The sequence below is a fragment of the Allobosea sp. 05T422_2 genome, from assembly GCF_056396265.1.
On the sequence record NZ_JBFTLD010000385.1, the window covers coordinates 1 to 4,743 of the forward strand.

A 4,743-nucleotide genomic window follows, 5' to 3' on the forward strand; every position below is an offset into this window, starting at 1 on the left:
GTCCTCGTCGGCATAGATCTTCTTTCCCGCGCGGTAGAGCGGGTACATGCTGTTCGTGATCAGGTTGACCGCGAAGGCGCGCTTGCGCCCGGCCAGCGCCGGCGGCCGCGTCGTGCGCTCCAGCACATCGCCGTTCAGCCGGAAATCGCCGTCCTCCTCGCTGCCGCCGACCGCCGTGCCCATCACGGGCAGGTCGCGCGCGCCGCCGAGCGGCTTCAAAAGCTCCGGCTGGCCGGCGATCGCGGCATTGGGCTCGGGCTCGTCATCGCCCGCCATCAGGGCGCCATCCAGGATCAGGTGCTTCAGCCCGACGGCGGCGAGCACGCTGGTCAGATGCTTCGAGCGCCGGGTCTGGCCGTCCTCGATCTTCTTGATTGCGACCTGGGAGACGCCGATGCGCCGCGCCAGCTCGGCCTGGGACCAGCCAAGCGCGTTGCGGGCATCCTTGATGAGCGGGCCGAGTTCCATAGGGCAATCAATAACTTAGGATATCGAGAACGTCTCGATAACTTTTGTGATTGACTAATCATAACTTAAGTTATCAATATGCGGCATGAACCCAGCCGCTCACCCAACCTCACCCCTCACAGCCACTCAAGTGGCGCCAGCGACGCCAGTCGCGCCAGCGACGCCCGTCGTCTCCATCACGCCAGTCGCTCCCTTCACGCCCCGCGATCTCCTGCGTCGTGAAATCGACCGGGCCGGTTCCGAAGCCAGGCTCGCCACTGCCGTCGGCTGTTCGCAGGTCGCGATCAACAAGGCCAAGCGCGCCGCTTCGGTCTCGCCCTGGATGGCGCTCCGGCTCGAGGCCGCGACCGGCGTTTCGCGCCAGCATTGGCGGCCCGATCTCTGGCCGGCCGATGGCGTGCCCTCTACGCCGCCTGAGCCCGCCGTGCCCAGCACCCGTGCGCAGCCTGGCCGCATCGCCCGGTTTCGCCGGGCCTGCGAGGCACAGCTGGCCTTCCCGCTGGACAGGGGGCACCCATGACCGCTCTCCCGATCAAGGGCTATGCCAGGGAGTATGGCAGCGCCGAAGAGATGCTGGCGGCCTATCGCGCCAGGCAGGCCCTGCCGTGGAAACAGGCGGCAAAGCCGGAGGAGCCGGTGCCGGCTGCGGGTGCATCTGCAGGGCCCGGGCTCGATGTCCGCGCCGCCAGCGAGGCGAAAACCCGCGAGGCCAAAACCCGGGAGGCCGACGCGTCGCAAGACGGGACGCAGCCCGGCGCCGTGCCCTGGGCCGTGGTGCGCAACCAATACCGTCTGCACCATGCCAGCACGCCGCTGCGCGGGAAGATGCAGGCCGGCGCGATCATCGCGGCCGTCGCTGCCGAGACCGGCATCGCCATCGATGCGCTCAAGGGCGAGCAGCGCGTCGCCCGGATCGCCGGGGCGCGCCAGCTCGCGATCTGGCGGGTGGCTGATGAGACCGAATTGTCGCTCTMCGAGATCGGGCGGCTGTTCCACCGCGACCACACCACCGTGCTTCACGCCATCCACGTCATCAATCAGCGCCGCGGCGCGGATGTGCGCGGCTATGGCGGCGTTCCCGTTGCCCGGACCGAGGGCAAGAAACCGGCGAACCGGGCGCCCGGGCGTGGAGGCACGCGATGAGCCGGGCCTGGATGCCGCTCTATGTCGCCGATTATCTCGCCGATACCGGCCATCTCAGCGCGGCCGAGCATGGCGGCTATCTCCTGCTGATCATGCATTACTGGCAAAATGGCGGGCTCCCTACCGAGGACCGCCGGCTGGCCCGCATCGCCCGGATGTCGCCGGCGGAATGGGGCGCGAGCCGTGACACGCTGGCCGATCTCTTTGCCGAGGACTGGGTCCATAAGCGCATCGATGCCGAACTGCAGGCGGCAGCCGAGGCCAGCGGGAAGGCCAGGGCCAAGGCCGTCAAGCGTTGGCAGGTCCAAGCTGCGGCAGATGCTGCGGCAGATGCCGCAGGAGTGCCGGGGCATGTGCCGGAGGCATGCAAATCACAATCACAATCACAATCACTAATTCAATCACCCCCAGCCCCCAGGGGGACTGGGCGCGCCAGGGCGCTTCCTGAGCACCGGGAGATCGAGGCTGCGCTCGGCGCCGTGCTCTCGAAGGAGCAGGCTCAGGCCGTCATCGCCCATCGCCGGACGCTGAAGAAGCCACTGACGCTGCATGCGGCGAGACTTCTGGCGAACCAGCTTGCCCTGGCCGCCGAGCCGGACCGCGCCGCGGATCTGATGATTTTGCGGGGCTGGCAGGGTTTTGCGCCGGAATGGGGCGTCAATGCCGGGCTCGCGCTTGCCACCCCGCCGGACCAGTCCGGGAGCGATGCCGGGGCCGGCGTCAGGATCTCGCCGGTCGACGATCCCGAAGCCTGGGATGCCTGGCGGCAGGCGAGGGGCGGCAGGCCGCTTCCGACCGACAGGACCGGCTGCTGGACCGTGCCCAGCCGGCTTCCCCCGACGACCCCGCAGCCAAGCGAGCCAACAGCATGACCGAGACACAAGTACCGCCAGCGGGCGTCGCCGCACGGGTCGCACCAAGCCCCCAAACCCCAGCAGAGCAAACCCCAGCAGAGAAAGACGAGACGATGGCACGCGCAGGACGCAAACCCCGCACGGATGTCGGCCGCTACCGCAATGGCCGGATCAGGAATGCCGAGCGGGGCGAGCGCCCCGAGAAGATCATGGCGGTGGCGCTGGCGCAGCCGCACCGCAAGGGAAATGCCTCGCCGATGGCCGGCTATGCCTTTGGCCGGATGTTTCTGGGCGGGATGATCGACCGGCGCCAGTTCGAGGCGGCCGAGACGGTGACGCGCCGCTTCGTGCGCTATCATCGCCACATCACCGACAGCCTCCCAAAGCTGCCGAGCATGGTCGCCGAGCTGGTCGCGGGCACGACAGGCGAGGGGCCTGAACTCGACGTCGAGACAGTCGCCAAAATCCGCTCGCAGTATCGCGAGCTGCAGGACGCGCTGGCCGATTCCGGCCTGCACCATGACGGCAACGCCATCCTGATGCGGGTCTGCGTGCTCGACCGCGACATCACCGACCACGCGACCATGGGCATTTTCCGCTGCGCGCTGAACGTCATCGCGCATCGGCTGCGCTTGAGCTGATGCCGTAGCTCACGGTGGCGAGCTGCGCCCGGACCAGCGATGGCCGGGCGCCTTTCCGTTTCGGGCAGAACAAGGATGCCGCCACTGCTTACAGGTGCGCCGTGGCGTCTGCTTCAGCCCACAACCATCCCCGACAGGTTTACGGGGCAAGCCGGCATCGCGCCGGCCTCGTCGGTTCTTTTCAGGCTGCAACCCGCAGCTTCAACCCGAGCGCCTTCATCACGCCCATCAGGGTTGAAAGGCGAGGGTCTCCCTTCTCGCTGAGCGCACGATACAGGGCTTCGCGCGTCACGCCCGCATCCTTCGCCACCTGGGTCATGCCGCGCGCCCTCGCGACCTCGCCAAGAGCCTTGGCAAGAAACGCCGGGTCATCCTCATCGAGGGCGGCCTCGATATAGGCGAGCTGCTGCTCAGGGGTTTTGAGATGCTCCTGGATGTCGAAGCGGGTCGTTTCGAGGGGCATGTCTCAGGCCTCCTGTGCCATGCGCTTTGCCTTGGCGATATCCGCCGATTGGCTGCTCTTGTCGCCGCCGCACAGCAGGACAACGATCGTCCTGCCCTGCTGGATGAAATAGACCCGATACCCCGGCCCATAGCTGATCCGCATTTCGCTGACGCCTTCGCCGACCGGCTTGACGTCGCCAAAATTGCCGTCCTCCATCCGTTGGATGCGCGTCGCAATTCGCAGCTGAGCGTTGGTGTCGCGCAAGGCCCCGAGCCAGCTGGAGAAGATCCTGGTCTGGCGGACTTCGAACATTCGTAACTTATAAGTTACGGCGCGATGAGCGTCAACGGATCGGGAAACAAGGGCTGCAGTCCCGCCGCGAGCGAGGCGAGCGAGCCGACAGGATCATGGCGGTGGCGAGCTGCGCCCGGACCAGCGATGGCCGGGCGCTTTCGCGGTTCAGCCCCGGATCATCCAGGCGAGGTCGAGCGCGTCGGAGCGCACCGAGGCGGCCGCCACCGTGGGGTTTTCCTTGCAGACGGCGCATTGGAGCGAAACGCGTTCCATCGCCAGGGCGTGAAGGGTGTTGACCTCCTCCCCATCGGCCCCCGTCTCGATCTCCTGCACGGCTTCCGGGCTCAGGCCGAACTCCAGGGCAAGGTCGTCCTGGCTCAACCCGCAGGCCTGGCGAAGAGCGGCGAACTCGGCACGGGTCATCGGGCAACCTCGCTTGGGGCGGCAGATTCCGGGCAGCGCTGCAGCCGGGGAGGCGACCGCCCGGCTGAAGGAGCATACGAAAAAACCGGCGACCGGTCAGGCGATCAAACGTGCCTTGCGTCCTGTTTCGACGAAGACGCTCTAAACTATCGGAGTCGAGCACGTTTTCTGCGTTCGGACGATCTCGTCGAAACGCAGCCTGAGCTAGGCCTTGTCGACAAAGCTGCCGTCCTGACGATGCATGGATTTGCCTGGGAGCGCGATTTCGCCACGGAAAACGGTCGCGACCCTGCCCGTCAGCCACACGCCGCTTCCAGCCTTCCAGGAAACACCCACGCTTCCACCATCACAGATGACCTCGACTTCCTCGTCGACAAGCCCACGGCGGATGGCCGCCACGGCCGCGCCGCAAGAGCAAGATCCTGACCCCGCCGGCACGCCTCCGCCTCGCTCCCAAATGCGCAGCCTTATGCGC

General features: G+C 67.0%; 9 protein-coding genes. 4 read left to right on the top strand and 5 right to left on the bottom strand.

Annotated features, from left to right (window positions below):
• Nucleotides 1-468 (bottom strand): helix-turn-helix domain-containing protein (locus AC1DJT_RS34565; protein WP_476835854.1); only part of this gene is annotated, 468 nt, incomplete at its 3' end.
• Between the two features lie 130 nt (nucleotides 469-598).
• On the opposite strand from AC1DJT_RS34565, the gene AC1DJT_RS34570 reads away from it, so the two are divergent.
• The 4 genes from AC1DJT_RS34570 (at nucleotide 599) to AC1DJT_RS34585 (ending at nucleotide 3,106) form a co-directional block, all read left to right on the top strand.
• Nucleotides 599-988 (top strand): hypothetical protein, encoded by a 390-nt coding sequence (locus tag AC1DJT_RS34570; RefSeq protein ID WP_476768990.1) that lies wholly within the window; start codon nucleotides 599-601, stop codon nucleotides 986-988.
• Nucleotides 985-1,611, top strand: coding sequence for a helix-turn-helix domain-containing protein (locus tag AC1DJT_RS34575; RefSeq protein ID WP_476835855.1), 627 nt, complete (start codon nucleotides 985-987; stop codon nucleotides 1,609-1,611). Before AC1DJT_RS34570 ends, AC1DJT_RS34575 begins: the two co-directional genes overlap by 4 nt.
• Nucleotides 1,608-2,483 carry a YdaU family protein gene (locus AC1DJT_RS34580; protein ID WP_476768992.1) on the top strand — a complete coding sequence of 292 codons (876 nt, stop codon included), beginning with the start codon at nucleotides 1,608-1,610 and terminating at the stop codon, nucleotides 2,481-2,483. Before AC1DJT_RS34575 ends, AC1DJT_RS34580 begins: the two co-directional genes overlap by 4 nt.
• A 95-nt stretch (nucleotides 2,484-2,578) precedes the next feature.
• The gene (locus AC1DJT_RS34585; RefSeq protein WP_441507612.1) at nucleotides 2,579-3,106 is read left to right on the top strand and encodes a hypothetical protein; all 528 of its coding nucleotides are present in this window, start codon (nucleotides 2,579-2,581) and stop codon (nucleotides 3,104-3,106) included.
• A 181-nt stretch (nucleotides 3,107-3,287) separates the two neighbouring features.
• Here AC1DJT_RS34585 and AC1DJT_RS34590 read toward each other — a convergent pair whose 3' ends face one another.
• The 4 genes from AC1DJT_RS34590 to AC1DJT_RS34605 all read right to left on the bottom strand — a co-directional run bounded on the left by AC1DJT_RS34590 (nucleotide 3,288) and on the right by AC1DJT_RS34605 (nucleotide 4,667).
• Nucleotides 3,288-3,569, bottom strand: coding sequence for an addiction module antidote protein (locus AC1DJT_RS34590; protein WP_441507611.1), 282 nt, complete (start codon nucleotides 3,567-3,569; stop codon nucleotides 3,288-3,290).
• Between the two features lie 3 nt (nucleotides 3,570-3,572).
• A complete protein-coding gene (locus AC1DJT_RS34595; protein WP_441507610.1) occupies nucleotides 3,573-3,863 on the bottom strand; it encodes a type II toxin-antitoxin system RelE/ParE family toxin in 291 nt (96 codons plus the stop codon).
• Between the two features lie 147 nt (nucleotides 3,864-4,010).
• Nucleotides 4,011-4,268: a helix-turn-helix domain-containing protein gene (locus AC1DJT_RS34600; protein WP_441507609.1), complete on the bottom strand. Its 258-nt coding sequence runs from the start codon at nucleotides 4,266-4,268 to the stop codon at nucleotides 4,011-4,013.
• Between the two features lie 204 nt (nucleotides 4,269-4,472).
• Nucleotides 4,473-4,667: a hypothetical protein gene (locus AC1DJT_RS34605; RefSeq protein ID WP_476835856.1), complete on the bottom strand. Its 195-nt coding sequence runs from the start codon at nucleotides 4,665-4,667 to the stop codon at nucleotides 4,473-4,475.
• Between the last annotated feature and the right edge of the window lie 76 nt (nucleotides 4,668-4,743).